Origin of the sequence: Pseudomonas sp. URMO17WK12:I9, assembly GCF_900230165.1 — a bacterium.
Lineage (GTDB): Bacteria > Pseudomonadota > Gammaproteobacteria > Pseudomonadales > Pseudomonadaceae > Aquipseudomonas > Aquipseudomonas fulva.
Map to the genome: position 1 here is coordinate 231,436 of NZ_OCMQ01000001.1, position 24,064 is coordinate 255,499.

Here is a 24,064-nt window from a genome sequence, read left to right on the forward strand (position 1 = left end):
GACCCTGACGGCAAGGGCCGGCAGCCATGCAGCGGCTAACCGTGACATCAGTGGTCTGTGAAGGCGCGCGATTTTATCAGGGTTGCCGGGCAGCGGCCATCCTCCGGCCGACGGGCAGGTGAATTTAGGGCCCTTGCCCCTGCAAGATCGCCAGAAGCCTGGCCTTGCCGGTGCTACCTTTAACCCTGCCGCTTGAGGTGTGAGCGCTGAAGCTTGAAACTCGCCGTTCCAGATCACAAGGACACAACGATGCGCTTCTTCACTACTTGGGTCATGGGATGTCTGGCGTTGGTCGCAGGCGCGGCCCAGGCCGAAAACGTCTCCGGCCTCTATCAGGTACGCGAGCCAGTGGCCGGGCAGGGCGCCGAGGCGCGTGCGGCGGCGACCAGCCAGGCCTTCGACACCTTGGTGCTGCGCCTGACCGGCGACTCCAAGGCCGTGCAGAGCCCGGCGCTGGCCGCACTGCGCAAGGACCCGCAACCGATCGTCAACCAGGTGGGCAGCGACGCTGGCCCGCCCGAAACCGTGCGGGTCGAGTTCGACCCCGGTAGCACCGAACGTGCCCTGCGCAAGGCGGGCCTTAGTCTGTGGGGCAGCAATCGCCCGTCGATTCTGGGTTGGTGGCTCGTCGAGAGCGTTGACGGCACCAGCTTGGTAGGGGACGGCCAGCCCAGCGCCCAGCCATTGCGGCGCGCGGCCCGTCACCGGGGCTTGCCGCTGCGCCTGCCTCTGGCCGATCTGCAAGAGCAATTGGTGGCCGATGCCAAGCATATCGACGCCAAGGACCCGGGGCCGCTGCGTGAAGTCTCCCAGCGCTACGGCGCCGATGCTCTGCTGGCTGTGCACGCCCAGCAGGTCGACGGCAAATGGCAAGGTAAATGGCAATTGTGGCTGGGCGGTGAGCGCGAGCAGGGCAGCGCCGAAGGAGCGGACCCGGCAGCGCTTGCCGACGCCGTGATGCTTGCGGTGAGTACGCGGCTGGCACCGCGTTACGTGACGCGACCCGGGGCCGGTGGCCAAGTGCAGATGCAGGTCCAGGGCATGAACCTGCCGCGCTACGCTGAGCTGGCCCGGGTTCTGGAGTCCTACGGCGCGCAGTTGAAGCGGGTCGACGGCGACGTGCTGACCTATTCGGTCACCGCCAGCCGCGAACAACTACGGGCTCAGCTGGCATTGGCCAAGCTCAGGGAAGTCCCGGCCGAGCAGATACCTGCGCCGCAGGTGACCCCTGGGCCAGTGGGTACGTCCCCAGACGAGCCACCAGTGTCGCCTGCGGCTGGTGCCGAAACGTTCGATGGCTTGCGCTTTGGTTGGTAAGAGGGTCGTTCATGACTGACATGCGTCGTTGGATCTGGCTGGGCGTGGCATTGATCGTCATCGCCCTGCTTTATAGCCTGCACAACATTCTCACACCTTTTCTGGTCGGCATTCTGCTGGCGTATCTGGCCGACCCGCTGGTCGATCGCCTGGAGCGCCTGGGGTTGTCACGGACCTGGGGCGTAGTGGTGGTGTTCGGGCTGTTCACGTTGCTGATGCTTGCACTGTTGCTCGTGCTCATCCCCATGCTGGCCAAGCAGTTGGTGCGCCTGTATGCGCTGGCGCCGCAAGTGCTTGACTGGCTCGAACACGTCGCCTTGCCTTGGGTGCAGGGGCGCCTGGGCCTTGCCGACGGGTTCTGGAAATTCGACAAGATCAAGGCGGCCATCGGCGCTCACATGGGGCAGACCACCGATATCGTCAGCATGCTCTTGTCCCAGGCAACGGCCTCCAGCCTGGCGTTGATGGCCTGGGTGGCCAACATGGTGCTGATCCCCGTGGTGGGGTTCTACCTGTTGCGTGACTGGGACTTGATGATGGCCAAGTTGCGCAGCTTGTTGCCGCGGCAGAGCGAGCCGAAAGTCGTCGAGCTGGCCAGCGAGTGCCACGAGGTGCTGGGTGCGTTCGTGCGTGGGCAACTGCTGGTGATGGTCGCGTTGGGCATCATCTACTCGGCAGGCTTGATGCTGGTCGGGCTTGAACTGGGGTTGTTGATCGGCATGCTGGCCGGTCTGGCGGCCATCGTCCCCTACATGGGCTTCATCATTGGCATCGGCGCGGCGCTGGTGGCAGGACTGTTTCAGTTCGGTGGCGATCTGTATCCCATGCTCGGCATCGTTGCGGTCTTCATGGTCGGTCAGGCACTCGAGGGCATGGTGCTGACACCGCTACTGGTAGGCGACCGGATCGGTTTGCACCCTGTGGCGGTGATCTTCGCCATCCTGGCCGGCGGTGAGCTGTTCGGTTTCACGGGCGTGCTGCTCGCGTTGCCGGTGGCGGCGGTCATCATGGTGCTGCTGCGCCACGTGCACGGCTTGTACAAGGAGTCGGACATGTATGCAGGGGATGCTCCAGTCCCAGTCCCCCTCGATCCCCCCGCACCCGATCAGCCGTGACAGGGCGGCAGGTGAGTCTCGGGTTGGCGCTGGGAGAGTGCAACCCATTGATTTTGCTTGGACTCTGCAGCGGCGTCATTGTGCACCCCGCTTGGCAGGTATAGACTTTGAAGATTGTCCACAAAAGGCCCCCTGCGGTCCTGTCGACCGCCCGCGAGCATGAAACCACCGATCCAGTTGCCCCTGGGTGTGCGCCTGCGCGACGACGCCACCTTCATCAACTACTATCCGGGCGCCAATGCCGCTGCGTTGGGGTATGTCGAGCGGCTTTGCGAAGCCGACGCCGGCTGGACCGAGAGCCTCATCTACCTGTGGGGCAAACAAGGCGTGGGCCGCACGCATCTGCTGCAAGCAGCCACCCATCGCTTCCAGCAACGGGGCGAGCCTGCCGTCTACCTGCCCTTGGCGCAGCTGCTCGAACGCGGTACCGGTCTTCTAGACTACCTGGCCCAGTACGAACTGGTGTGCATCGATGACCTGCACGTCATCGCCGGCAAGCCGGACTGGGAGGAGGCCATGTTCCACCTGTTCAATCGCTTGCGCGACAGTGGCCGTCGGCTGCTGCTGGCAGCATCCGCTTCCCCGCGGGAATTGCCGGTGAAGCTGCCTGACCTGAAATCCCGCCTCACCCTTGCCCTGGTGTTCCAGATGCGCGGGCTGTCCGACGAAGACAAGCTACGTGCCTTGCAATTGCGGGCATCCAGGCGCGGCCTGCACCTGACCGACGAAGTGGGTCACTTCATCCTTACCCGCGGCGCGCGCAGCATGAGTGCGCTGTTCGATCTGCTGGAACGGCTCGATCAGGCATCTCTGCAAGCCCAGCGCAAACTCACCATTCCTTTCCTCAAGGAAACCCTGGGCTGGTGACCCCTGAAAACACGGGGCCAGAGCCATCCCACGGAAAAGTCACATCTTTTTCGATAAAATTTGCAAATGGAACTTATAGTGGGCATAGTTCCACCCCACTAAAGGATTACAGACACGGTTGTGCCCATGCTCAAGCGCTTCGCACCCCTCGTGCCACTCGCACTCGTGACCCTGCTTTTTGGCTGCGCGGCCCAAGGCCCGGTATCCCAGCCCCAGGATCACACCCCGGTCGCCGTACAGCCGGCGATCAAGGCCAAGGCCTCGTCTTCGTCAGTGTTTGGCGAACCCCAGGAAGTGGCTACTGACGATGAACTGGAGGTCTTCTCCAGCAGCAAGCCCTATCAGCTGCCAGTGCTGGCCGACAGCATTCTGGAGCGCGGCATGTCGTTGATCGGCACCCGCTATCGCTTCGGTGGTACCTCGGAGCAGTCCGGCTTCGATTGCAGCGGCTTCATCGGCTACCTGTTCCGCGAAGAGGCAGGCATGACCTTGCCGCGCTCTACCCGCGAGATGATCAACGTCGATGCGCCGAAGGTGGCACGCAACAAACTCAAGCCTGGCGATCTGCTGTTCTTCAGCACCAACGGCCGTGGTCGTGTCAGTCATGCTGGCATCTACCTGGGCGACAACCAGTTCATTCACTCCAGCAGCCGTCGTAGCGGGGGCGTGCGCATCGATAGCCTCGGTGACCGTTACTGGAGCAAGACCTTCCTCGAGGCCAAACGTGCCTTGGCCATGGCGCCGACGCATATCGCGCGCAACTAATGGCAATCTGATGTGTCCTAACCACGGCGTCGCTGCTTTGCAAAAAAGCTCGACGCCGTGCGTATTTACAGAAAGCGTCTAATCTAATTTCTCAACTCTATCCCGCTGCGGCCCAGCGTTCCCATACAGGATGTTTTGGCCATGACAACGATGGCGCGCTTCGCTTTCATTTCCCTGGCAGCCTTATTGGCGGCCTGCTCCAGCCAACCTCAGGCGCCTGCCCCTGTGCGGGTTGTGCAGCCCCAGGTTACCTACAGCCAACCCAGCTTCTCGCCCACTGCCGATGACGTACTGATTCGCGCCATTGGTCTGGTTGGCACGCCCTACCGCTGGGGCGGCAATACGCCCGATTCAGGTTTCGACTGCAGTGGTCTGATCAAGTACGTCTACCGCGATGCCGCCGGCATCAGCCTGCCGCGCTCCACGCGCGAGATGATCGGCATGCGTGCGCCTACCGTGGATGTGAAATCCTTGCAGTCGGGTGATCTGGTGTTTTTCGCGACCAGTGGCGGCTCGCAGGTGAGCCATGCCGGCATTTATGTAGGGGACGGGCGCTTCGTGCATGCGCCTCGCACTGGCGGTACGGTGCGTTTGGACTATTTGTCCAACAGCTACTGGGCCAAGGCCTACCTGCAGGCCAAGCGGGTCATCCCTCAGGGGCACCTGGCACAGAACCCCTGAGACGGGTTACCGAGCTTTGCTGACGCGCCAGATGGCATTGCCCACATCGTCCGCGACCAGCACGGCCCCGCGACCCTCCAGGGCAACCCCCACCGGGCGGCCCATGGCTTGGCCGCCTTCATCCAGAAAACCGTCGAGCACGTCCATGGGCCGGCCCGACGGTTTGCCTGAGGCGTCGAAGGGTACGAATATCACCTTGTAGCCGCTGTGGGGCTTGCGGTTCCAGGACCCATGCTGGCCAATCAATGCGCCTGCTCCAAAACGAGCAGGTAGCACATCCGGCCCGGCGAAGGCCAATCCCAGTGAAGCAGTATGCGGTCCAACGGCATAGTCGGGTACCTGTGCTCGGGCGACCTTGGCGGGGTCCTGGGGCTGCACGCGCTCATCCACGTGCTGGCCGTAGTAGCTGTAGGGCCACCCATAGAATCCACCCGCGTGTACCGAGGTGATGTAGTCCGGTACCAGATCGCTGCCGATTTCGTCACGCTCGTTGACCGCCGTCCACAGTGCGCCACTGTTAGGCTCCCAGGCGAGCCCGTTAGGGTTGCGCAGGCCGGTGGCGAACAGGCGGTGCTTGCCGGTGCTGGGGTCGATCTCCCAGATTGCGGCGCGACCCTGCTCCTGGTCGAGTCCGTTTTCACCCACGTTGCTGTTTGAGCCCACGGTGACGTAGAGGCGCTGCCCATCAGGGCTTGCGATGACATTCTTGGTCCAGTGGTGATTCAACGGGCCGGCTGGCAGCAGGGTAACTACTTCTGCCGGGCCGGTTACCTGGCGTGCCCCGGGCTGGTAGTGAAAACGCAGCAGCTTGTCCGTATCGGCTATGTAAAAATCATTGCCCACCAGCGCCATCCCAAAGGGCGAGTTCAGCCCGTCGGCAAAGGTATGGCGGATTTCCGCAACGCCATCCTGGTCAGCGTCGCGCAACAGGGTAATGCGATCAGGGCTGGGCACGGCAGCCCCCGCGCGTGCCATGACCCGCTTCATGGCCCATCCGCGGATACCCCTGGCGTCTTCAGGCTTGGCAGGTGCGTTGGTTTCTGCCACCAGCACGTCGCCATTGGGTAGCACGTACAGCCAGCGCGGATGGTCGAGGTCACCGGCAAAGCGCGACACCTGTAACCCGGGTGCAGCCTGAGGCATGCGCCCGGCGGGCCAGCCGACGGCTGGCGCGATGTTCACGGTGGGGAGCAGGGTCTTGGCGGGGGAGGGCAACTGCGGCGCAGGGCCGGTGCCGTCGGCCACTGTCAGGCGCGCCGTTTCGCCGCAGCCACCCAAGCCCAGGCTTACAAGAAGTGCAACAGGCAGTGCCACGCGGTTCATGGTCGACGTCCTCGGCAGGTTCTATTGATTCAGAGGCTGTGGAACGCGGCGGGTTCAGTCGCACAGGCGGCGGGGCTGACGCGGGTGGCTCGGCCATCCCTCCTGCGCCGCCAGGCGAGCCGCGTCGATTGACGCTCCGGGTGCAACCCTCTAACCTTCGCGCGTGTTTCAGGTGCCCCGCCAGCAACGTCTGGCCAGGGTGAAACTGGGAAGTCGGTGAGTGCCCACAGGGTGCGATTCCGGCGCTGCCCCCGCAACGGTAAGTGAGTGACGGCCGCGCAGGGCCACTGGGTGACCATACCCGGGAAGGCGCGCAGGTCAGGGCCAGCGGCCCGCTCACGAGCCCGGAGACCGGCCTGATACTGCCAACGGCATCACGGAGGGTGATGCGCGGTGACCACTGGCCTTGGCCAATGCCCCTGCGCGCGCTCCGTTTGCCTGCCCATTCCCTGACACGGCGCTCGATCGTGGTGTCAGCCAGCGGAGAACCTCCCATGAGCGACGCCACCGAGCGCGACGAACGCCATCTGGCACGGATGCAGCGCAAGAAAGCGGTCATCGACGAACGCATTGCCAATTCCCCCAACGAATGCGGCCTGCTGCTGGTGCTCACCGGCAATGGCAAAGGCAAGAGCAGCTCGGCCTTCGGCATGCTGGCCCGGGCCCTGGGCCACGGCATGCAGTGCGGGGTGGTGCAGTTCATCAAGGGCCGCAACAGTACCGGCGAAGAGCTGTTCTTCAGGCGCTTTCCCGAACAGGTGCGCTATCACGTGATGGGCGAGGGTTTCACATGGGAAACTCAGGACCGCCAGCGTGACATTGCGGCGGCAGAAGCGGCATGGGCCGTCTCCAGGCAACTGCTGCAGGATCCTGCGGTGCAGTTCGTGGTGCTCGACGAGCTCAACATTGCGCTCAAGCACGGCTACCTTGATCTGGACCAGGTGCTATCGGACATCCAGGCTCGCCCCCCCATGCAGCACGTCATCGTCACCGGTCGCGCGGCCAAGCCGGAAATGGTCGAGCTGGCCGACACCGTGACCGAAATGGGCATGCTCAAGCACGCCTTCCAGGCCGGTATCCGTGCCCAGAAGGGCGTCGAGCTGTGAGCCAGGCCCGCCATTGCCCCGCCGTCCTGATTGCCGCGCCGGCTTCTGGCCAAGGCAAGACCACGGTCACTGCCGCGCTGGCGCGCCTGCACCGCAATCTGGGCCGCAAGGTGCGGGTGTTCAAATGCGGGCCTGACTTTCTCGACCCCATGATTCTCGAACGCGCCAGCGATGCCCCCGTCTGCCAGTTGGACCTGTGGATGATCGGTGCCGAGGAAAGCCGCCGGCTGCTCTGGGAGGCGGCAGGTGAAGCCGACCTGATCCTCATCGAAGGGGTGATGGGGCTGTTCGACGGCACCCCTTCGAGCGCCGACCTGGCACGTCACTTCGGCGTGCCGGTGCTGGCGGTTATCGACGGTACGGCCATGGCCCAGACCTTTGGCGCGCTGGCCCTGGGCCTGGCGCGTTATCAGCCGGATCTGCCGTTCGCCGGGGTGCTGGCCAACCGGGTGGGCAGCCTGCGTCATGCGCAACTGCTCGAAGGCAGCCTCACCGAGGGCCTGCGTTGGTATGGCGGCTTGTCCCGCGAGCGCGGCATCGAACTGCCCAGCCGTCACCTGGGGTTGGTGCAGGCCAGCGAGTTGAACGACCTGGACGCACGCCTGGACGCTGCCGCCCAGGCATTGGGCGCCAGTTGCGATGCCGCCTTGCCACCGGCGGTCACCTTCGAACCGGCCGATCCGTTACCCGCCCAGGCCACCTTGGCGGGCGTACGTATCGGTGTGGCCCGCGACGAAGCCTTTGCCTTCCTCTATGGCGCTAACCTGGACCTGTTGCGCCGTCTAGGCGCACAGGTGCAGTTCTTCTCCCCCCTGCATGACGTCGAATTGCCCCCAGTGGACAGCCTGTACCTGCCCGGCGGTTACCCCGAGCTGCACCATCATGCCCTGGCGCGCAACACCTCGATGTGCCAGGCCATCCGCGCCCATCATGCCCAGGGCAAGCCGTTGCTCGCCGAATGCGGCGGCATGCTGTATCTGCTCGACGCGCTGACCGACGTGGCCGGGGACAGGGTCGAGTTGCTTGGGTTGCTGCCGGGGGAGGCGACCATGCAAAAGCGCCTGGCGGCCCTGGCTCTGCAGGCGGTCGAACTGCCCGAGGGCATACTGCGCGGCCATACCTACCACCACTCCTTGACCAGCACCGCGCTCGAGCCGCTGGCACGTGGGTTGAGCCCCAACGGTGGGCGCGGCAACGAAGCGGTCTATCGCCTGGGCCGCCTGACCGCGTCCTACGTGCACTTCTACTTCCCCTCCAACCCGGAGGCAGTCGCAGCGCTGCTCTGCCCATGAACGAGCATGCGTTCAGCGACCAGGAGCGTGCCGCGGTCTATCGCGCCATCGGCGAGCGGCGCGACATGCGCCATTTCGCTCAAGGGGAGGTGGCGCCGCAGGTCATGACACGGTTACTCAGCGCAGCCCACCAGGCACCGAGCGTGGGCTTGATGCAGCCATGGCGGTTCATCCGCATCACCGAGCGGGCCCTGCGTGGGCGCATTCAGGCCCTGGTGGAGGCCGAACGGGCGTTGACTGCACAAGCGCTGGGCGAGCGCTCGGACGAATTCATGAAGCTCAAGGTAGAGGGCATCAACGATTGCGCCGAACTGTGGGTCGCCGCCTTGATGGACAACCGTGAGCCTCACATTTTCGGGCGCCGCACCCTGCCTGAAATGGACCTGGCCTCGCTCGCCTGCGCGATCCAGAACCTGTGGCTGGCCGCCCGTGCCGAAGGGCTGGGCATGGGCTGGGTATCGCTGTTCGATCCCCAGGCGCTGGCAGCGTTGCTTGGCATGCCCAGCGGCGCCAAACCCGTGGCCGTGCTGTGCCTGGGGCCGGTGGCGGCATTCTATCCTGCGCCCATGCTGGTCATGCAGAGCTGGGCCGAAGAACGACCGTTGCACGAGATGCTGTTTGAAAACCGGTGGGGAGAAGGCGCATGAGCGTGGCGTTGCTGAGCGTGGCCGGTGTGGCCCTGGATGCGTTGCTCGGTGAGCCGCGGCGGCGCCACCCGCTGGTTGCTTTCGGCAACATGGCCAGCAGCCTGGAGCGGCGCTTCAATGCCGGCGGGCGCGGTTGGCGCAGTCATGGCGTGAGCGCCTGGTTCCTGGCCGTGGTGCCGCTGACCTTGCTGGCCCTCATGCTCTCCTGGCTGCCGGTGATCGGCTGGCTGGTCGATGTGCTGGCGCTGTACTGCGCCCTGGGGCTGCGTAGCCTGGGCGAACATGTGCTGCCGGTGGCCACGGCCTTGCGCCAGGGCGATCTGGAAGAAGCACGGCGGCGAGTGGGGTATCTGGTCAGCCGTGAAACCCGTGAGCTGGACGAGACGGCGGTGGCGCGGGCGGCCACCGAGTCGGTGCTGGAAAACGGCAGCGATGCCGTGTTCGCCGCCTTGTTCTGGTTTGCCGTGGCCGGGGCGCCAGGGGTGGTGCTTTATCGACTGAGCAACACCCTCGATGCCATGTGGGGCTATCGAAACGAACGCTTCGAGCGCTTCGGCTGGTGCGCGGCGCGTATCGATGACGTACTTAACTATGTGCCGGCGCGCCTGGTCGCACTCACCTACGCAGTGCTGGGCAAAACCCGCCTGGCGCTGGCCTGCTGGCGCCGCCAGGGGCCGCTATGGGACAGCCCCAATGCTGGCCCGGTCATGGCGGCCGGGGCAGGGGCACTGGGTGTCGAGTTGGGCGGGCCGGCGGTGTACCACGGCCAACTGCACGACCGCCCGCGCCTGGGCGACGGCCCTGCGGCCAGCCCCGATGCCATCGAGGGCGGCTGGACACTGGTGCAGCGTGGGGTATGGCTGTGGCTGTTGGTGTTGTGTCTGGGAGCTTACTTGAATGCTTGAACATGGAGGCCGGCTGCTGCGTGCGGTTCGGCAATATGGCATCGCGCGCGAGCAGTGGCTGGACCTGTCCAGTGGCATTGCACCCTGGTCCTTCCCGATACCGCCGATCCCTATCGAAGCCTGGGCACGCCTGCCGGAAACAGACGATGGTCTTGAGCAGGCGGCGTGCAGCTACTACGGCGCCACGCGATTGCTGCCCGTGGCGGGCTCACAGGCTGCCATCCAGGCCCTGCCCCTGTTACGCAGCCCGAGCCGAGTCGGAGTGCTGACACCCTGTTATGCCGAGCACCCCTATGCCTGGCAGCGGACTGGGCACACGTTGCTTGAGCTGGATGAGCACCAGGTCGACGACGCGATCGACAACCTCGACGTGCTGGTCTTGGTCAATCCGAACAACCCCACCGGCCGCGTCGTGCCTGCGCCCACACTGCTGGGGTGGCATCAGCGCCTGGCAGCACGCGGCGGCTGGCTGGTGGTCGATGAAGCCTTCATGGACAACAGCCCCGCAAACACTGTGATCAAACGTGCCGAATGCCCGGGTTTGATAGTGCTGCGCTCGTTCGGCAAGTTCTTCGGCCTGGCCGGTGTGCGCCTGGGCTTCGTGGCCGCAGAGCACAGCGTGCTGCAGCGCCTGGCCGAATTGCTCGGCCCGTGGACCATCAACGGCCCCAGCCGGGTGCTGGCCCAGGCCAGCCTGACCGACCTGGCCACGCAGCAGCTGCAGCGCCAGCGCTGTGCAGGCGCCAGCGAACGCCTGGCGGCTTTGCTGTCCCATGCAGGGCTGGCGCCCGCCGGCGGCTGTGACCTGTTCCAGTACGTGCGGTGCGAGCATGCCGCCCGGTTGCACGATCACCTCGCACGACACGGGGTGCTGGTGCGCCTGTTCGAGCAGCCGGCGGCCCTGCGTTTCGGGTTACCGCCCAGCCAGGCGGACGAACGACGATTGGCCCAAGCCCTCAGTGCCTACCGCAAGGACCTTACATGACGACCCTGATGGTGCAAGGCACCACCTCCGACGCCGGCAAGAGCACCCTGGTGACTGCCCTGTGCCGCTGGCTGCTGCGCCAGGGCATCGGCGTGGTGCCGTTCAAGCCGCAGAACATGGCCCTCAACAGCGCCGTGACCGCCGACGGCGGCGAGATCGGCCGGGCCCAGGCGGTGCAGGCCCAAGCCTGTCGCCTGGCGCCGCACACCGACATGAACCCGGTGCTGCTCAAACCCAACAGCGACACCGGCGCCCAGGTGATCATCCATGGCCGTGCGGTGACCAGCATGAACGCGGTTGCCTACCATGATTACAAGGCCATCGCCATGCAGGCCGTGCTGGCCTCGCACCAGCGCCTGAGCCAGGGCTGGCCGGTGGTCATGGTGGAGGGCGCAGGGTCGCCGGCCGAGATCAACCTGCGGGCTGGCGACATTGCCAACATGGGGTTTGCCGAGGCTGTGGACTGCCCGGTGATTCTGGTCGCCGACATCAACCGCGGGGGTGTGTTCGCCCACCTGGTCGGTACCCTCGAACTGCTGTCGCCCAGCGAGCAGGCGCGCGTCAAAGGGTTCGTCATCAACCGCTTCAGGGGCGACATCGCCCTGTTGCAACCCGGGCTCGACTGGCTGGAGCAGCGCACCGGCAAACCCGTGCTCGGCGTGCTGCCGTACGTCACCGACCTGCACCTTGAAGCCGAGGACGGCATCGACCGGCGCCAGGGCGAAAAGCAGCAGCGTGTGCTCAAGGTGATCGTGCCTGTGCTGCCACGTATCAGCAACCACACCGACTTCGACCCGCTGCGCCTGCACCCGCAGGTCGACCTGCAGTTCATCGGCCCCGGTCAACCGGTGCCGCCAGCGGACCTGATCATCCTGCCAGGCTCCAAGAGTGTCCGTGGCGACCTGGCGCAACTGCGTGCGCGCGGCTGGGACAAGGCCATCGAACGCCATCTGCGTTATGGCGGCAAGGTGATCGGTATCTGCGGCGGCCTGCAGATGCTTGGGCGCGAGGTGCACGATCCGCTGGGCCTGGAAGGCGCTGCAGGCTCCAGCCCCGGGCTCGGCCTGCTGGACTACGCCACGGTGCTGGAAGCCGACAAGCAGTTGCGCAACGTCGCCGGGACCTTGCACCTGGATGCATCGCCTGTGACCGGTTACGAGATCCATGCCGGTGTCACCACTGGCCCTGCGCTGGCGCAACCAGCTATACGCCTGGCCGACGGTCGCTGCGAGGGTGCCATCAGCACGGACGGCCAGGTGTTGGCCACTTACCTGCACGGGTTGTTCGAGGGCAGCGCCTCCTGCGCGGCCCTGCTGCGCTGGGCTGGGCTTGAAGACGTGCAACTGATCGACTACGAGGCGTTGCGCGAGCGCGACATCGAACGCCTGGCTGACCTAGTGGACAAGCACCTGGACACCCAGCGCCTGCGCCAATTGTGTGGAGTACCTTGACGTGCGTACGTTCGTGATCGGCGGAGCCCGGTCTGGCAAGAGCCGCCTGGCCGAGCAGCGGGCAGCCGCCTGCGGCCTGCCCGTGACCTATATCGCCACCAGTCAACCGCTGGATGGCGAACTCGATGAGCGGGTGCAGCTGCACCGCCAGCGCCGGCCAGTGGAGTGGGGGTTGATCGAAGAACCCTTGGCCCTGGCCGCCGTACTGAAGGCCGAAGCGGCCGTTGACCGCTGCCTGCTGGTGGACTGCCTGACGCTATGGCTGACCAACCTGCTCATGCTGGACGACCCGCGCCGGCTGGCCGAGGAGCGTGATGCCTTGTTGGGCTGCCTTGAGCACCTGCCCGGCCACATCATCCTGGTCAGTAACGAGACCGGCCTGGGCGTGGTGCCCATGGGCGAGCTGACGCGACGTTACGTCGATTTGGCCGGTGTCGTGCATCAGGCGGTGGCCGAACGCTGCCAGCAGGTGATCCTCACGGTCGCCGGCCTCCCACTCACGCTCAAAGGACCTGCATCATGAACCCTGTCTGGTGGCAGATGCCCTGCCAGCCCCTTGACGAGGCGGCCATGGCCGCAGCACGCGAGCGGCAGCAACAATTGACCAAGCCTGCCGGTTCGCTCGGCCAGCTCGAAGCGCTCGCCATTCAGTTGGCAGGCCTGCAGGGCTGCGAACGGCCGTCGCTGGAGCACGTCGCCATCAGCCTGTTCGCGGGCGACCACGGCGTGGTCGAGGAGGGCGTTTCGGCGTACCCTCAGGCCGTGACAGGCCAGATGTTGCGCAATTTCGTCGGTGGGGGTGCAGCCATCAGCGTACTGGCGCGCCAACTGCACGCCACCCTGGAGGTGGTCGACCTCGGCACTGTCGACCCGACGCTCGCATTGCCGGGCGTTCGCCACATGCACCTTGGCCCCGGTACGGCTAATTTTGCCCAACAGCCCGCCCTGAGCGAGGCACAACTGCAAGCCGCCCTGCAGGCAGGTCGTGACAGCGCGCTGCGGGCGGCGGCCCACGGTGCACAGCTGTTCATCGGCGGCGAAATGGGCATCGGTAACACTACCGCAGCGGCGGCGCTGGCCAGCGTACTGCTCGCCTGTCCGCCAGCCACATTGAGCGGGCCAGGCACCGGGTTGGACAGCGCCGGCGTGCAGCACAAGGCGTACGTCATCGAGCGAGCCCTGGCCTTGCACCGCCTGGCGGCCGATGAGCCGCTGCGTGCGCTGGGCTGTGTGGGGGGCTTCGAGCTGGCGGCGCTGGTCGGCGCTTATCTCGCATGCGCCCAGGCGGGTGTGGCGGTGCTGGTGGACGGGTTCATCTGCACCGTGGCGGCCTTGGTGGCCGTGCGCCTCAACCCGCAGTGCCGCGCTTGGCTGTTGTTCGCCCACCAAGGTGCGGAGCCTGGTCACCAGGCGGTGCTGAGCGCCTTGCAGGCCGAGCCTCTGTTGGCCCTGGGGCTGCGCCTGGGTGAGGGCAGCGGTGCCGCGCTGGCCGTGCCCTTGCTGCGGCTGGCCTGCGCGCTACACGCGCAGATGGCGACCTTTGCCGAGGCTGCCGTGGAGGACCGCCCGGCATGAGGCTCGACCTGCTGCGCCACGGGGAAACCGAGCAAGGTGGCCTGCGTGGCAGCCTCGATGACGCCCTGACCGAAAAGGGCTGGGCCCAAATGCGCGCTGCCGTGGCCGACGCAGGGCCTTGGCAGGCATTGGTCAGTTCGCCGTTGCAGCGCTGTGGCCGATTCGCCGATGAATTGGGCGCCAGGCTGGGCCTGCCCGTGCAGCGCGAGCCTGCATTGCAAGAGCTGCATTTCGGCGATTGGGAAGGGCGTACGGCGTTGCAGATCATGGAACACGACGCACAGGCGCTTGGGCAGTTCTGGGCTGACCCCTATGGCTATACGCCGCCCAATGGCGAGCCGGTCCAGGCGTTTGCGCAGCGCGTCCTGACAGCCATCGAGGGGTTGTACCGCCAGCATGCCGGCAAGCGTGTACTGCTGGTCACCCATGGGGGTGTCATGCGCCTGCTGCTGGCCCGCGCCCGGGGCCTGCCCAGGGCGCAGCTGTTGCAGGTGGAAGTCGGCCATGGCGCACGGGTGCGCTTGCAAGTCGGCGAGGATGGCCAGCTGGTTGAGGAGGGTTAGCATGCAGCCATTCTGGATTGCCCTGCAGTTTCTAAGCAGCCTGCCTGTCACCTTGCCTGGCATGCCAACGCCACGCCAAGTGGGCCGCTCGTTGTTGTACTACCCCTTGGTCGGGCTGCTGTTCGGTCTGGTGCTGTGGCTGGCCAGCCACTGGCTCGAAGGCGTTCCGGCGGCGCTGCATGCTGCCTTGCTATTGACCCTCTGGGTGCTGCTCAGTGGCGCGCTGCACTTGGACGGCCTGGCAGACAGCGCAGATGCCTGGCTAGGCGGGTTTGGTGATCGTGAACGCACGCTGCAGATCATGAAGGACCCGCGCAGCGGGCCGGCAGCGGTGGTGACGCTGGTTTTGGTGCTGCTGCTCAAGTTCTGCGCCTTGTGGGCACTGATCGAGCAGGGGGCTGGCCTGCAACTGATGCTTGCACCGGTCATTGGTCGAGCAGCGATGCTGGGGTTGTTCCTGTGTACTCCCTATGTGCGCCCTGGCGGGTTAGGCCAGGCACTGGCCGATCACATGCCCCGCCGCGCAGCGGGATGGGTACTGTTGACCTGTGCTGGCCTGGGCCTGGCTTTGACCGGCTGGGCAATGGTGCTGACGGCGGTCGTGTTCGTGGCATTGCGCAGGGTGATGTGCAATCGTCTGGGCGGCACCACGGGCGACACCGCAGGTGCACTGCTGGAACTGCTTGAGCTCACCGTCCTGCTGGGCCTTGTCGTGATCCGCTGAGCAAATCGCGGCAGCGCGGTCTTCCGGCCAGCCTCAGCAAGGGGACGGCCAGCGCGTGGCGCAGTACCTGCAGGCCCCGCTGAACAGGGCCGAAGCCACGAACGTGCCCCGTTCGCGCCTGGTGGTGGGCGAGTCCGGCTGCCGGCAGTACCTGGAGGACGTACTGGGCGTGCTCGATCAGCACCGCGTGCACTGGGCGTTCTACAGTTTCCGCGAAGACAGCTGGGACGGGATGGATTACGAATTGGGTACCGCCAAAGTGCCCTGGCGTTACTGGCAGGCGATCGACCAGGGGTTGCCCGACCCGCTGCCACGGCAGGCGACGCCGGCGTTCGAACCGATACGCAAACGACTGGCCATAGACCAATGGCGACGTCTGCTGATGTCCTGCTTGCTGTCAGTCGGCTCCAGCGTTCATGCTGTAACCAAATGCTTCCTTGATAACTCGACGTACAGGGCGGTCACCGTCCCTGGAATATCAGGTTTTATCAGCGGCAGCACCTGACGACCTTGCGATGGGCTGGAGACAATAACAATGACGTCTGTATGGCGAACCAGTGGATGGGTGTTGGCTGGGGCGGCGCTGATCCTCGCGCTGTCACTGGGCGTCAGGCACGGCTTTGGCCTGTTCCTGGCGCCGATGAGCGCCGATTTCGGCTGGGGTCGAGGGGTCTTTGCCTTCGCCATCGCCTTGCAGAACCTGATCTGGGGCCTGGCCCAGCCGTTCGCCGGGGCGTTGGCCGATCGTCTTGGCGCATCGCGGGTGGTCATGGTGGGCGGCGTGCTGTATGCGGTGGGCCTGGCGATGATGGGGATGGCCGATTCTGCCTGGTCGTTGTCACTGAGCGCGGGTCTGTTGATCGGCATCGGCCTGTCGGGTACGTCCTTTTCGGTCATCCTGGGCGTCGTCGGCCGGGCCGTGCCGCCTGAAAAGCGCAGCATGGCCATGGGCATTGCCAGTGCCGCCGGTTCGTTCGGTCAGTTCGCCATGCTGCCCGGCACCCTCGGCCTGATCCAATGGCTGGGCTGGTCGGCCGCCTTGCTGGTACTGGGCCTGCTGGTCGCCTTCATCGTGCCGTTGGTAGGCCTGTTGCGCGACCGGCCTTTGCCCGCGTACGGCAACGAGCAGACCCTGGGCGAGGCGCTGCGTGAGGCCTGTGGGCATGCCGACTTCTGGTTGCTGGCGCTAGGTTTTTTCGTGTGTGGCTTCCAGGTGGTGTTCATCGGGGTGCACCTGCCGGCGTACCTGGTAGACCAGCATCTGCCAGCCACCACGGGCACGACCGTGCTGGCCCTGGTGGGCCTGTTCAATATCGTGGGCACGTTCACGGCCGGTTGGCTGGGCGGGCGCCTGTCCAAGCCACGGTTGCTGACCGGGCTCTACCTGCTGCGTGCAGTCGTCATCGTGCTGTTTCTCTGGGCGCCGGTGAGTGCCTTCAGCGCGTACCTGTTCGGTATTGCGATGGGCCTGTTGTGGCTGTCCACCGTACCGCTCACCAACGGTACCGTCGCGACGGTCTTTGGCGTGCGCAACTTGTCGATGCTTGGCGGTATCGTCTTCCTGTTCCACCAGCTTGGGGCGTTTCTGGGCGGTTGGCTGGGAGGCGTGGTGTATGACCGTACTGGCAGTTATGACCTGGTCTGGCAGATCGCGATCCTGCTGAGTGTCTTGGCTGCGGCGCTCAACTGGCCGGTTCGTGAACGGCCTGTGGCACGCTTGCAGGCAACAGCGGCATGAGCCCTGGACTGATCCGTATCGCCCTCGCGGTGGCGGCGCTTTTGGTGCTGACGCTGGTCTGGTGGGGGTGGCACGAGGGCGGCATGGCGCTCATGCAATTGGGCATGGGCGCCTGTTAGGCACTACGCTGCCAGTTCAAGGTTGATCGAGCAGGAGCGAGATGTCATGAGCGTGAAGTGGATGGTGGTGCCGGTATTGGCGTTGATGGCCAGCGCGTCCAGCTGGGCGACCGAATGCCCGGCCGTGTTGCAGGGTTCGTTGCCGGAGTTGCGGGGCAAGGGTGAGGTCGCTTTGTGCGAGCGGTTTGCCGGCAAGCCCTTGGTGGTGATCAACACGGCCAGTTATTGTGGGTTTGCGCCGCAGTTCGAGGGGCTTGAGGCGGTGTACAAGCAGTACCATGGCCGTGGGTTGGAGATGCTGGGTGTGCCTTCGAACGACTTCAAGCAGGAGGATGCGGACAGCGAGAAGACGGCGAAGGTGTGTTATGCGAATTATGGTGTGACGTTCACCATGACCAAGGAGCAGGCGGTGCGGGGCAAGGATGCGATTCCGATGTTCGCTGAATTGGCCAGGCAGAGCAGTGCGCCCAAGTGGAACTTCTACAAGTATGTAATTGATCGCCAGGGCAAGGTGATTGGTAGTTTTTCGAGTTTGACGAAACCGGATGACGTCGAGTTTAGAACAGCGATTGAGAAGGCTATCGCCTCGCAGCCCTGATCTTTTTGGTTTGATCAAGTAGCGGTCCCTGTTAGAGCATGGGGGCTTCCAGTGATGGAGCTGTATAGGTGATCTGTGGCAAGTATATATAAGGTGCTTAAGTATACTTAGCCAATTACCCACAGTAGCTTGTAGGGGCGGCCTTCCTGGGGTACCGGGCCGACCGCTCCTACAGGGGTGATGTGTAATCCAGAAAGTTGGGCAACTGCTCAACTATCAAGTTCAGAGAAATGCGCTGTTTTGGCTCTTGCTCTTGCTAATGCTTTTGCTCTTGCTTCTGAGCGCGCGGTAGTCCAGGCAACACAGCTCGCGACTTCAGGAGGCCGAGCGCAGGGCTTGCGGAGGGAGGTGACAGGCATGGATGCCTGTCAAGCGCTGGGCCCCAGGATGGGGCCTGCAGCGCGGTCCTCCCGGGAGCAAGCCCGGAGCGAGGGAACCCCGGAGCGCAGCGTAGGGGCCGGATGATAGGAGCAGGCGGTTTTTGCTTACTTTTTGACAAGACAAAAAGTGAGCCGCCGTAAAGGCGGAAGGGTGACTGTGCGCCACCCGCGCCAATGAATACCAACTCGATATATGCGCCCACGCTTTGAAGTTTGAAGTTTGAAGTTTGAAGTTTGAAGTTTGAAGTTTGAAGTTTGAAGTTTGAAGTTTGAAGTTTGAAGTTTGAAGTTCGATGGGTTGGTGTGGGTATTGATAGAGCGCATAGTCCATTTGCGATGGCGACGCTTAATCACCTTTTCGCCCTTACGGCGAGTTACTTTTTGTCAAACGCCACAAAAAGTAACCAAAAAAGGCTGCGCTCCGTTCATACGGCCCCTACGCTGCGCTTCGGGGTTCCCTCACTCCGGGCTTGCTCCCGGGAGGACCGCGCTGCAGGCCCCATCCTGGGGCCCAGCGCTTGACAGGCATCCATGCCTGTCACCTCCCTCCGCAAGACCTGCGTTCGGCCTTCTGAAGTCGCGGAGATCAAAAGCAAGAGCAAGAGCAAGAGCAAGATCAAGATCAAGAGCAAGATCAAGATCAAGATCAACAGCCAAACCGATAGCAGTGACCGTTATTTACAGGTAGGGGGTTAGTGAAGAGGGTACCCTGCATAGCGATTGCTGATGATTAATCTACCTATCCACGATAGCAGCTGCACGGCCATTCAAGCCGTATGCACGGTCATCGCAACCAGCCTTCCCACAATCGGCCTAACAATCAACACGCACACAAAGGCTACCGGCATCGCCAATCGATAAGCTTTCAGTACGTTGCTCATATAATCCTGATCGATTCCGGCATTAGCTGCCGTGATCACGAAACACATCAGCAATGCCATGATGGCCGACATGTAAAAGGCAAACACATACGGCGTGGCATTCACATGCAACCTGCGACGACGGCTTTGAGTGACATCAGTCATGCGACCTCCTGGAGTCCGATTGAGGCCTTACCCTATCAACCCACTGCGCTTCACCAGTAGACCGCTCCGCCTAACTCCTTTATAAAGCAAAACTTACGAATCCCAAGGGCACAGCATGGACCTGCTCAACGCCATCCGCAGCTTCATCAAGGTCGTCGAAGCCGGAAGTATTGCAGCAGGTGCCCGCAGCCTGGGCATTACCCCAGCAGCTGTGAGCCAGAACCTGGCCCGGCTTGAAGGGCATTTGCAGGTCCGTTTGCTGACCCGCACAACGCGGCGTATGACGCTGACTCCCGCCGGCACCCAGTACTACAAGCATGTCAGGCTGATAGAGCGTGACTTGGCGCGCGCTGAACAAGCGGTGATGACCCCCGAAAGCGAACCTCAAGGTCGCCTGTGCATCGCGTCGACCTCTGCGTTCGGTCGTCACGTCCTGGCGCCCCTGATACCCGCGTTCAGCGTGCTGTACCCGCGCATTTCGATAGAACTGGTCATGAGCGACAGAAAGGTTGACCACGCACGTGAAGGTATCGATGTCAGCCTGCGCATCACGCCCCAGTTGGACGAGCACCTGATAGCCAAGCACATCGCCCGCATTCCTTTCGTCTGCTGTGCCGCACCAGGGTACCTGGCCAGTGCCGGCGTACCACAGACGCCGGAGGCGCTGCGCAATCACCGCTGTCTGGTGTTTCGCTACCCGGTCGATGGCCGTCTGTTGCGTTGGGGATTCATGCGTGATGGGCAGCGCCTGGAGCCCGAATTTGGCGACGTGCTCATCTGCGACGACATCGATGCGCTAACGCAGATGGCGGTGCATGACGGCGGCATCACGCGCCTGGCAGCGTTCATTGCCCGGCCGCACCTGGCTTGCGGTGCCCTGGTGCCGCTGTTCGAACATGGCCCTGACGGGCAGGCGTACGCGCAGACAGCACCCATGGACGTTTATCTCTGCGTGGCCGACCGCTTCGCACTCACGAGCAAGGTACACGCTTTCATGCACTACCTGCGCGACCACCTGGGCGACGAGTGGCAAGTGCCAACATGAAAAAACCGCCACAAGGGCGGTTTTTCAAGGTAACGGTAACGATCAGAAGCGGTAAGTGAGCGATGCCCCTACACCGTGCGCGCTGTTCTCGTACTTGGCACGGTAGGCGCCCTTGGTGGCGCTGACCTGATTGACCTTGGTGTCTTCTTCCCACAGGTAGGAGTACGCCACGTCGATGGTCATGTCCTCGCTCGGGCTCCAGCCGGCGCCCAGGCTGAAGATCTTGCGATCGCCCGTGGGGATGCGCGGCGAACGGTCCTGGTTGTTGGTCGGCGATTGGTCGACCGTGAAGCCGGTGCGCAGCACCCACTCCTTGTTGACCTTGTACGACGCACCCACGGCGTGGGCCCAGGTGTCATGCCAGTTCTGTTCTTCCGAAATGGTCTGGAAGGCAGAGCCGATCAATGGGCGCGGGACATCGTTCTGTACAGTGATGTCCTTCAGGCGGCTCCAGCGCGTCCAGGTGCTGCCAGCGTACAGCGTCCATTGGTCGTCGAGTTCATGCGTGACCGACAGGTCAACCGACTCCGGCGTCTTGATCTTGAGCGAGGCATCGAACTTGCTGCCGTTGAATGGCCCGATCAGCGGGGTGTTGACCTTGGTCTTGCCCTCGAGCTTGTAGTCGACCATGGAGTGATAGGTCAGGCCGATGCGCGTGCGGTCGGTGGCTTGCACCATCAGGCCGATGTTGTAGCCGACTGCCGTGTCGTCACCCTTGATCTTGACTTCACCGTCGTTGCGCCCAGGGGTGGCCGGGTTGATCAGGTTGGAACCCAGTTCGCCTTTGATCCGGTTGAAGGTCGGGCCGAAGCCGATCGATACCTTGTCATTGAAGGCATAGCTGACGGTAGGCTGGAACGTCACCACTTCCACGTGACTTTTCTTGCCCCAATAGCGCGCCGCGTCGTCACTGCCGTAATCGGTCACCAGACCGAAGGGCACGTAGACACCGAAGCCGACGGTCCAGTGGTCGTCGATGGGCTTGACGTAGTAACCCATGGGTACGCCGACGACCGGTACCATGTCACCGTCAGTTTCCCCCCCAAGGTTGCTGCCAGGCCCCGAGATATCGGTTTTGGCGATGACCGCTGCGCCACCGACGGTGACCTGCTGGCGCTTGAGGCGGGACATGCCGGCCGGGTTGCCGTATACGGTGCTGGCATCCTCGGCAGAAGAGGAACGTCCCGCGAAACCTGTCCCCATGCTGCTGACGCTTTGTTCGTTCAACGCGAAGCCGCTGGCGAACAGTTGGCTCGAAGCGAGCGCAACAGCAACGCCAAGGGAGGTTTTGAGCATTACTTTTTTCATTATTAGAACTCCTTGGGATCTCCGAGGCGAAAAGCTACCAACAAATCACGCGTCGCGCTATAGGCGCAATCGCAGGAGATAGAGCGGTTTTGTAGGACAATCCGACTAAAATTCCTTTTCTCAGTTGAGTCTGTAAGAACCGTCTCAAGAAGCTACTGGCAGTTTCTGATCAATGCAGGCTTGCCAGGCTTCGGTGAAGTCTCGCAAGCGACCCTGAGGGTTGAAAATCTGCCGCCAGATACGCGCCTGGCCCATCCGGTCGTCCACGGCAGGCAAGCTCACCACCTGGACCTCCACAAGCAGCCAGGCAATGGCAGTGGCGTAGCGCAGGTTGACGGTGAGTTCCAGGTCGGGTCCGCCCAGGAAGGCATGTTGGCTGGCCAGGCCGCGTACACGGCTGGCCAAGTCTGGATCGCGTGCCAGGTAGTCGTCCCAGAGCGCCCGATGACGCTGATCATCTATGCGAAAGAGGCCATGCCCGCGTCTGCCGTGCAGCGCCGATCCCAAAGCCGACTGGCAGGCAGCGATGCCGAGCAACAACACTTCGGCGCTGGCGCAGTGACGGTCAAGGTAGATCAGTGTGGGCCTGATGACATGCTGACATAGTTCTTTGGCCGCAATACCCATGGTGCCCCCGAGCAGTAAGGGACCGGCGGGCGCAGGCGCTTGGCAGCTGTGTGAACGGTCAGGCCCGCCGGAAGCGGCGTGCACCGCTCGAGTTGAAGTGTAGTGTGATAAGGGTGACGTAAAAGGCTGTTTTTAAATCGATTGCTGCCTGACAAGCCGAGCGATATACCCGAAGGCAATTACGCTGGATTTGTGCAGGCAAGCTGGGAGGGGGTGTATCTGATGGGTGAATGCCGCAGCATTCACCGCTCACGCGGTGAGTGACTGGCGGGTACGGGCGATGACGGCCTGCAGCGGTTCGCTGCGGCTGTACTGCTCGTGGTACAGGCGTTCGGTATGGCAGGCGATACCGTGTTCGTCCACCAGCGTAAAGCTGAAGCTGCCTTTGCGGGGTGCGACGAGCAAGCATTTCAACGGCGAGAACGCCTGGGAAAGGGTACCGATTGCAGCCTGGATTTGATGTTGAGTTTGCATATTATTGGAGGTTCCTGCATTAAACACGGGGAGTAGATCCGTGCATCATAGAAACGTTCCAGTGACGTCTTTATTAAGGGACGAGAGAACCTGCTGGAACAAAGCAGCCAGAGGGAGCGCAATCAATGGTGGGCGCTTGGGCTGACTGGTAGGTACTTCAGAGGGCAGGCAGCACGCGGAGCCAAGGTTCTAGGCCTTCGCGCGGGATCCTGATCAATTGGACTCGTGATGGATGTCGCGGCAGCGTATCGGCTGCGGGCGAATCATCGAAAGGGCCGGTCCTGGTTTCAGCAGCGCGCTATTGGGAGAGCGAGTCTGCAAGGACACTGTGGGCCAGAATTGACTTTCAGCTTGGTACTAACGAGGCGCATCCTACCTGAGCCTTTCGGTGAAGGCAAGCCCTGATTGTGCGTGGGTAGCCGAGCAGTATGGCGCTTAATGCCGGCGGTGGGAAGGGGCCGAGCGTGCTCGAAGGGTGTCCTGGCCGCCTTGCTCACACACGAACGGATGCGCGGTTGATGTTTGTTCACACCGAAAGGAGGACGTGTATCAAACCTGTCCCACCTTTCGCTCCAGTCGCCAATGACTTGACTAGCCAGTTAAGTCAATGAAAAAAAACACTATTTTTCGTTGGTGAAAAAATCGTCAGTTTGACAGCAGCCCCCGTAATTCGGGGCTTGGCGGGGGGGAATAGGGTGTTGTCCACCGACTTATCCACAGGAACTGTGGATTGTCGCCGCCGCTTGCTCTAGTGCGGGGTTGGCGCCAAGCTGCCTCGGGTCTCGCCAAGAATCAGACCAGTTCGAATGACCATCCATCGTCTCGCAAACGTCAAGAAACAATCACATGAAATTTTTATAAAAAAAATCCTCAGGGTTAGGCCCGCACGTCGAAAACCGGTAGAGTGGCGCGCTTTTCGATTTGCCTGACCTGCCGCTCATGAAGTCTCGCAGTAAACAACTTGCCAGCCCCATGCCCTCGTCTGCAGAGCGTTCCGGACGGTTCACCCTAAAGGTTGCCCTGTGGCTACTCGACAATTCGCGTCTGGGTGACAAGCCTCAGGTCAAGCACTTGGCTGGGCGGTTGCTCAAGCGCCCAGCCCGCGAGGGTGTGGTGGTGGCTCAAAGCCGCCTGGGGCAGATGCTTTGCCGCGATTGTGGCAGCGCCCGTGATCGGCGTATCGGCCATGACCTGCTACGCCAGGCCGCACGCGCTGGCGATTGTCGTGCCCAGGTGGAGTATGCACGGGCGTGCCGGGCGTCTGCGCCCGAACAGGCCCGTAGCTGGCTGGAGTTGGCGGCCGGGAAGGGGTCCCATGAGGCCCGTCGATTGCTGCGTCAGTGGTTTGGGCACTGACGACCCCTGCAGGTGACGGCGGCACGGGCAACCTGCCGGTCAGGCTGTTAAGCTTCAGCGAATTTGCCAACAGTGACC

Annotated in this window: 26 protein-coding genes, 1 pseudogene and 1 riboswitch; of the genes and pseudogenes, 22 read left to right on the forward strand and 5 right to left on the reverse strand. The window is 63.3% G+C overall.

All coding sequences use genetic code 11. The features are described from left to right. Positions 1-249 precede the first annotated feature (249 nt). The 5 genes from CRP40_RS01025 (at position 250) to CRP40_RS01045 (ending at position 4,745) form a co-directional block, all read left to right on the forward strand. On the forward strand, positions 250-1,317 hold the full coding sequence (locus CRP40_RS01025) for a DUF2066 domain-containing protein (RefSeq protein WP_027913920.1): 1,068 nt from the start codon (positions 250-252) through the stop codon (positions 1,315-1,317). An 11-nt stretch (positions 1,318-1,328) separates the two neighbouring features. Continuing rightward, positions 1,329-2,432 (forward strand): AI-2E family transporter, encoded by a 1,104-nt coding sequence (locus CRP40_RS01030; protein ID WP_042139556.1) that lies wholly within the window; start codon positions 1,329-1,331, stop codon positions 2,430-2,432. 159 nt (positions 2,433-2,591) lie between these two features. Further along, the gene (hda, locus tag CRP40_RS01035) at positions 2,592-3,299 is read left to right on the forward strand and encodes a DnaA regulatory inactivator Hda (protein ID WP_027913921.1); all 708 of its coding nucleotides are present in this window, start codon (positions 2,592-2,594) and stop codon (positions 3,297-3,299) included. A 126-nt stretch (positions 3,300-3,425) separates the two neighbouring features. After that, a complete protein-coding gene (locus CRP40_RS01040; RefSeq protein WP_027913922.1) occupies positions 3,426-4,064 on the forward strand; it encodes an NlpC/P60 family protein in 639 nt (212 codons plus the stop codon). A gap of 141 nt (positions 4,065-4,205) precedes the next feature. Then, complete coding sequence (locus CRP40_RS01045) at positions 4,206-4,745, forward strand: C40 family peptidase (protein WP_027913923.1); 540 nt, start codon at positions 4,206-4,208, stop codon at positions 4,743-4,745. A gap of 6 nt (positions 4,746-4,751) precedes the next feature. On the opposite strand, the gene CRP40_RS01050 is transcribed toward CRP40_RS01045, so the two are convergent. After that, the gene (locus CRP40_RS01050; RefSeq protein WP_027913924.1) at positions 4,752-6,068 is read right to left on the reverse strand and encodes a sorbosone dehydrogenase family protein; all 1,317 of its coding nucleotides are present in this window, start codon (positions 6,066-6,068) and stop codon (positions 4,752-4,754) included. A gap of 153 nt (positions 6,069-6,221) precedes the next feature. After that, positions 6,222-6,443, forward strand: a riboswitch (cobalamin riboswitch). Between the two features lie 119 nt (positions 6,444-6,562). On the opposite strand from CRP40_RS01050, the gene cobO reads away from it, so the two are divergent. The 15 genes and pseudogenes from cobO (at position 6,563) to CRP40_RS21865 (ending at position 18,847) form a co-directional block, all read left to right on the forward strand. Further along, complete coding sequence (gene cobO / locus CRP40_RS01055) at positions 6,563-7,174, forward strand: cob(I)yrinic acid a,c-diamide adenosyltransferase (protein WP_027913925.1); 612 nt, start codon at positions 6,563-6,565, stop codon at positions 7,172-7,174. Continuing rightward, positions 7,171-8,466, forward strand: coding sequence for a cobyrinate a,c-diamide synthase (locus CRP40_RS01060; RefSeq protein ID WP_027913926.1), 1,296 nt, complete (start codon positions 7,171-7,173; stop codon positions 8,464-8,466). Before cobO ends, CRP40_RS01060 begins: the two co-directional genes overlap by 4 nt. After that, on the forward strand, positions 8,457-9,113 hold the full coding sequence (gene bluB / locus CRP40_RS01065; protein ID WP_162492461.1) for a 5,6-dimethylbenzimidazole synthase: 657 nt from the start codon (positions 8,457-8,459) through the stop codon (positions 9,111-9,113). The genes CRP40_RS01060 and bluB overlap by 10 nt, the downstream gene beginning before the upstream one ends. Next, positions 9,110-10,018, forward strand: a complete 909-nt coding sequence (cbiB, locus tag CRP40_RS01070; protein ID WP_027913928.1) for an adenosylcobinamide-phosphate synthase CbiB — start codon at positions 9,110-9,112, stop codon at positions 10,016-10,018. The genes bluB and cbiB overlap by 4 nt, the downstream gene beginning before the upstream one ends. Beyond that, a complete protein-coding gene (gene cobD / locus CRP40_RS01075; RefSeq protein WP_027913929.1) occupies positions 10,011-11,003 on the forward strand; it encodes a threonine-phosphate decarboxylase CobD in 993 nt (330 codons plus the stop codon). The genes cbiB and cobD overlap by 8 nt, the downstream gene beginning before the upstream one ends. Beyond that, positions 11,000-12,454: a cobyric acid synthase gene (locus CRP40_RS01080; RefSeq protein ID WP_027913930.1), complete on the forward strand. Its 1,455-nt coding sequence runs from the start codon at positions 11,000-11,002 to the stop codon at positions 12,452-12,454. Before cobD ends, CRP40_RS01080 begins: the two co-directional genes overlap by 4 nt. 1 nt (position 12,455) lies before the next feature. Beyond that, the gene (cobU, locus tag CRP40_RS01085; protein ID WP_027913931.1) at positions 12,456-12,977 is read left to right on the forward strand and encodes a bifunctional adenosylcobinamide kinase/adenosylcobinamide-phosphate guanylyltransferase; all 522 of its coding nucleotides are present in this window, start codon (positions 12,456-12,458) and stop codon (positions 12,975-12,977) included. After that, on the forward strand, positions 12,974-14,029 hold the full coding sequence (gene cobT / locus CRP40_RS01090) for a nicotinate-nucleotide--dimethylbenzimidazole phosphoribosyltransferase (RefSeq protein WP_027913932.1): 1,056 nt from the start codon (positions 12,974-12,976) through the stop codon (positions 14,027-14,029). Before cobU ends, cobT begins: the two co-directional genes overlap by 4 nt. After that, a complete protein-coding gene (gene cobC / locus CRP40_RS01095) occupies positions 14,026-14,592 on the forward strand; it encodes an alpha-ribazole phosphatase family protein (RefSeq protein ID WP_027913933.1) in 567 nt (188 codons plus the stop codon). The genes cobT and cobC overlap by 4 nt, the downstream gene beginning before the upstream one ends. 1 nt (position 14,593) lies before the next feature. Next, on the forward strand, positions 14,594-15,316 hold the full coding sequence (locus CRP40_RS01100) for an adenosylcobinamide-GDP ribazoletransferase (RefSeq protein WP_027913934.1): 723 nt from the start codon (positions 14,594-14,596) through the stop codon (positions 15,314-15,316). Between the two features lie 22 nt (positions 15,317-15,338). Then, positions 15,339-15,680: pseudogene (locus tag CRP40_RS01105) on the forward strand (glycosyl hydrolase); the annotation flags it as partial. A gap of 171 nt (positions 15,681-15,851) precedes the next feature. After that, positions 15,852-17,054, forward strand: a complete 1,203-nt coding sequence (locus tag CRP40_RS01110; RefSeq protein ID WP_027913936.1) for an MFS transporter — start codon at positions 15,852-15,854, stop codon at positions 17,052-17,054. Then, on the forward strand, positions 17,051-17,173 hold the full coding sequence (locus CRP40_RS22275) for a hypothetical protein (protein ID WP_255212321.1): 123 nt from the start codon (positions 17,051-17,053) through the stop codon (positions 17,171-17,173). Before CRP40_RS01110 ends, CRP40_RS22275 begins: the two co-directional genes overlap by 4 nt. 46 nt (positions 17,174-17,219) lie before the next feature. Continuing rightward, positions 17,220-17,771, forward strand: coding sequence for a glutathione peroxidase (locus CRP40_RS01115; RefSeq protein WP_027913937.1), 552 nt, complete (start codon positions 17,220-17,222; stop codon positions 17,769-17,771). A 911-nt stretch (positions 17,772-18,682) separates the two neighbouring features. Continuing rightward, entirely contained in the window at positions 18,683-18,847 is a 165-nt protein-coding gene (locus CRP40_RS21865; protein ID WP_176505831.1) for a hypothetical protein, read from the forward strand. A 71-nt stretch (positions 18,848-18,918) separates the two neighbouring features. On the opposite strand, the gene CRP40_RS01125 is transcribed toward CRP40_RS21865, so the two are convergent. Next, entirely contained in the window at positions 18,919-19,176 is a 258-nt protein-coding gene (locus tag CRP40_RS01125; protein WP_027915763.1) for a DUF2798 domain-containing protein, read from the reverse strand. Positions 19,177-19,291: 115 nt separating this feature from the next. Here CRP40_RS01125 and CRP40_RS01130 point away from each other — a divergent pair, with 115 nt between their 5' ends. Next, positions 19,292-20,221, forward strand: coding sequence for a LysR family transcriptional regulator (locus tag CRP40_RS01130; protein WP_027915764.1), 930 nt, complete (start codon positions 19,292-19,294; stop codon positions 20,219-20,221). Positions 20,222-20,263: 42 nt separating this feature from the next. On the opposite strand, the gene CRP40_RS01135 is transcribed toward CRP40_RS01130, so the two are convergent. The 3 genes from CRP40_RS01135 to CRP40_RS01145 all read right to left on the reverse strand — a co-directional run bounded on the left by CRP40_RS01135 (position 20,264) and on the right by CRP40_RS01145 (position 22,630). After that, complete coding sequence (locus CRP40_RS01135) at positions 20,264-21,529, reverse strand: outer membrane protein transport protein (protein ID WP_023533893.1); 1,266 nt, start codon at positions 21,527-21,529, stop codon at positions 20,264-20,266. Between the two features lie 144 nt (positions 21,530-21,673). After that, complete coding sequence (locus tag CRP40_RS01140) at positions 21,674-22,156, reverse strand: hypothetical protein (protein ID WP_027915765.1); 483 nt, start codon at positions 22,154-22,156, stop codon at positions 21,674-21,676. A 249-nt stretch (positions 22,157-22,405) separates the two neighbouring features. Then, positions 22,406-22,630, reverse strand: coding sequence for a hypothetical protein (locus tag CRP40_RS01145; protein WP_027915766.1), 225 nt, complete (start codon positions 22,628-22,630; stop codon positions 22,406-22,408). A 939-nt stretch (positions 22,631-23,569) separates the two neighbouring features. On the opposite strand from CRP40_RS01145, the gene CRP40_RS01150 reads away from it, so the two are divergent. After that, positions 23,570-23,986, forward strand: a complete 417-nt coding sequence (locus CRP40_RS01150; RefSeq protein WP_027915767.1) for a sel1 repeat family protein — start codon at positions 23,570-23,572, stop codon at positions 23,984-23,986. Positions 23,987-24,064: the final 78 nt, after the last annotated feature.

Bases quoted from the DNA above. Each gene is read 5' to 3' on its own strand.
- CRP40_RS01025 (WP_027913920.1), top strand. From the start codon at position 250: ATGCGCTTCTTCACTACTTGGGTCATGGGATGTCTGGCGTTGGTCGCA.
- CRP40_RS01030 (WP_042139556.1), top strand. From the start codon at position 1,329: ATGACTGACATGCGTCGTTGGATCTGGCTGGGCGTGGCATTGATCGTC.
- hda (WP_027913921.1), top strand. From the start codon at position 2,592: ATGAAACCACCGATCCAGTTGCCCCTGGGTGTGCGCCTGCGCGACGAC.
- CRP40_RS01040 (WP_027913922.1), top strand. From the start codon at position 3,426: ATGCTCAAGCGCTTCGCACCCCTCGTGCCACTCGCACTCGTGACCCTG.
- CRP40_RS01045 (WP_027913923.1), top strand. From the start codon at position 4,206: ATGACAACGATGGCGCGCTTCGCTTTCATTTCCCTGGCAGCCTTATTG.
- CRP40_RS01050 (WP_027913924.1), bottom strand. From the start codon at position 6,068: ATGAACCGCGTGGCACTGCCTGTTGCACTTCTTGTAAGCCTGGGCTTG.
- cobO (WP_027913925.1), top strand. From the start codon at position 6,563: ATGAGCGACGCCACCGAGCGCGACGAACGCCATCTGGCACGGATGCAG.
- cbiB (WP_027913928.1), top strand. From the start codon at position 9,110: ATGAGCGTGGCGTTGCTGAGCGTGGCCGGTGTGGCCCTGGATGCGTTG.
- cobD (WP_027913929.1), top strand. From the start codon at position 10,011: ATGCTTGAACATGGAGGCCGGCTGCTGCGTGCGGTTCGGCAATATGGC.
- CRP40_RS01080 (WP_027913930.1), top strand. From the start codon at position 11,000: ATGACGACCCTGATGGTGCAAGGCACCACCTCCGACGCCGGCAAGAGC.
- cobT (WP_027913932.1), top strand. From the start codon at position 12,974: ATGAACCCTGTCTGGTGGCAGATGCCCTGCCAGCCCCTTGACGAGGCG.
- cobC (WP_027913933.1), top strand. From the start codon at position 14,026: ATGAGGCTCGACCTGCTGCGCCACGGGGAAACCGAGCAAGGTGGCCTG.
- CRP40_RS01100 (WP_027913934.1), top strand. From the start codon at position 14,594: ATGCAGCCATTCTGGATTGCCCTGCAGTTTCTAAGCAGCCTGCCTGTC.
- CRP40_RS01110 (WP_027913936.1), top strand. From the start codon at position 15,852: ATGACGTCTGTATGGCGAACCAGTGGATGGGTGTTGGCTGGGGCGGCG.
- CRP40_RS22275 (WP_255212321.1), top strand. From the start codon at position 17,051: ATGAGCCCTGGACTGATCCGTATCGCCCTCGCGGTGGCGGCGCTTTTG.
- CRP40_RS01115 (WP_027913937.1), top strand. From the start codon at position 17,220: ATGAGCGTGAAGTGGATGGTGGTGCCGGTATTGGCGTTGATGGCCAGC.
- CRP40_RS21865 (WP_176505831.1), top strand. From the start codon at position 18,683: ATGCCTGTCACCTCCCTCCGCAAGACCTGCGTTCGGCCTTCTGAAGTC.
- CRP40_RS01125 (WP_027915763.1), bottom strand. From the start codon at position 19,176: ATGACTGATGTCACTCAAAGCCGTCGTCGCAGGTTGCATGTGAATGCC.
- CRP40_RS01130 (WP_027915764.1), top strand. From the start codon at position 19,292: ATGGACCTGCTCAACGCCATCCGCAGCTTCATCAAGGTCGTCGAAGCC.
- CRP40_RS01135 (WP_023533893.1), bottom strand. From the start codon at position 21,529: ATGAAAAAAGTAATGCTCAAAACCTCCCTTGGCGTTGCTGTTGCGCTC.
- CRP40_RS01140 (WP_027915765.1), bottom strand. From the start codon at position 22,156: ATGGGTATTGCGGCCAAAGAACTATGTCAGCATGTCATCAGGCCCACA.
- CRP40_RS01145 (WP_027915766.1), bottom strand. From the start codon at position 22,630: ATGCAAACTCAACATCAAATCCAGGCTGCAATCGGTACCCTTTCCCAG.
- CRP40_RS01150 (WP_027915767.1), top strand. From the start codon at position 23,570: ATGAAGTCTCGCAGTAAACAACTTGCCAGCCCCATGCCCTCGTCTGCA.